Source organism: Stenotrophomonas sp. RG-453, from assembly GCF_033843685.1.
GTDB classification, from domain to species: Bacteria; Pseudomonadota; Gammaproteobacteria; order Xanthomonadales; family Xanthomonadaceae; genus Stenotrophomonas; species Stenotrophomonas bentonitica_A.
This window is the reverse complement of the sequence record NZ_JAMYED010000023.1, coordinates 1-480: the sequence shown is the minus strand read 5'-3', so window position 1 is coordinate 480 and position 480 is coordinate 1. Positions and strand designations below refer to the sequence as shown.

Sequence of the window (480 nt, the reverse complement as noted above, 5' to 3'; positions counted from 1 at the left end):
AGGTTTTGTATACCATGTTATCAACTGGTGGAATCTACAAGAAGGGCAAGTCATTGACCCCAACTGGAACTTTTAGGATCCAAAATGGTCGTGGAGACAGCTTTTTCAATTATAACTTAGGTGAAGGAGCTAATAATTGGACTAGTTGGAGTCCTGATAACGTGTACTTGTTCCACTCTGTGCCAACTAAAGCTGATTATAGCTATAACTTAAAAGAAGCAGTCAAATTGGGAAGAACTCAAGGTTCACATGGTTGTATCCGTTTGAGTGTACCTGATTCTAAGTGGATTATGGATCACATCCCAGATGGTACGAAGGTAATCATTAAAAATAATTAACAAGAACGTTGCTTTTTAAGCAACGTTTTTTAAAAAATTGCAGTAAAAAACTTTGTTCAAAGCGTTCAAGATTTTAATCCAACTCAAGAATGGTTTTTTTAACCAAATTAGTGGCAGAAGCCGTTTTTTCCTGCTATAATCA

1 protein-coding gene is annotated in these 480 nt (G+C 36.0%); it reads left to right on the top strand.

Going from position 1 to position 480, the window contains the following annotated elements:
• On the top strand, window positions 1-338 hold a 338-nt coding region (locus tag NJD74_RS19590; RefSeq protein ID WP_319624823.1), incomplete at its 5' end, for a L,D-transpeptidase.
• Window positions 339-480: the final 142 nt, after the last annotated feature.